1 protein-coding gene is annotated in these 509 nt (G+C 46.6%); it reads left to right on the top strand.

All coding sequences use genetic code 11. The annotated features are described in order from the left end of the window. Positions 1-322: hypothetical protein (locus LZZ85_RS28285; protein ID WP_237877517.1), on the top strand; the 322-nt coding region annotated here is incomplete at its 5' end. Positions 323-509: the final 187 nt, after the last annotated feature.

Below are 509 nucleotides of genomic sequence, written 5' to 3' on the forward strand. Positions count from 1 at the left end.
TTTTTCGAGGGGTTGCCTCGAAGACTCCGTTTACTTTTTTTGCCTTGATGCAAAAAAAGTAACAAAAAAAGATCAAGGCTGGGAAAAAATGGCTAAAAATGGGAGGATGTCACCTGCACCAAAAAAACTCGCCCGGCCAGGTTTAGGATTGAATGGCGTGTTGGGCTCAGACAGTTTTTGGCGCCTTCGCACACCTTCGGTGTGGCTCAGACGGTGCCAGCCTCCCATTTTCTTAACGCCATTTTTTCCAAGGCCGCGGGCGTTGAGAGAGGAGGATTCGATTGCGAGGAAGATTCGTTATAGTTCCGATCCTGTGTTCTAATTTGATGCTGACATTCTTTTTATAGATGCGTTATGTAATAAGAGAACAGAAAACCTACTAGAACCGTAAGGTTGCAATCCTGTCAAGGGATCCTGCCTGCTTTAAGAGGGGGTGGCCTAGCGCAAATGGCGTTAAAAAAAATATGGGCGTAACCGACGAGCCGAAGGCGAGGGCGCTAAAATATTGT

This window comes from Terrimonas ginsenosidimutans (genome assembly GCF_022012415.1).
Classification (GTDB): Bacteria; Bacteroidota; Bacteroidia; order Chitinophagales; family Chitinophagaceae; genus Terrimonas_A; species Terrimonas_A ginsenosidimutans.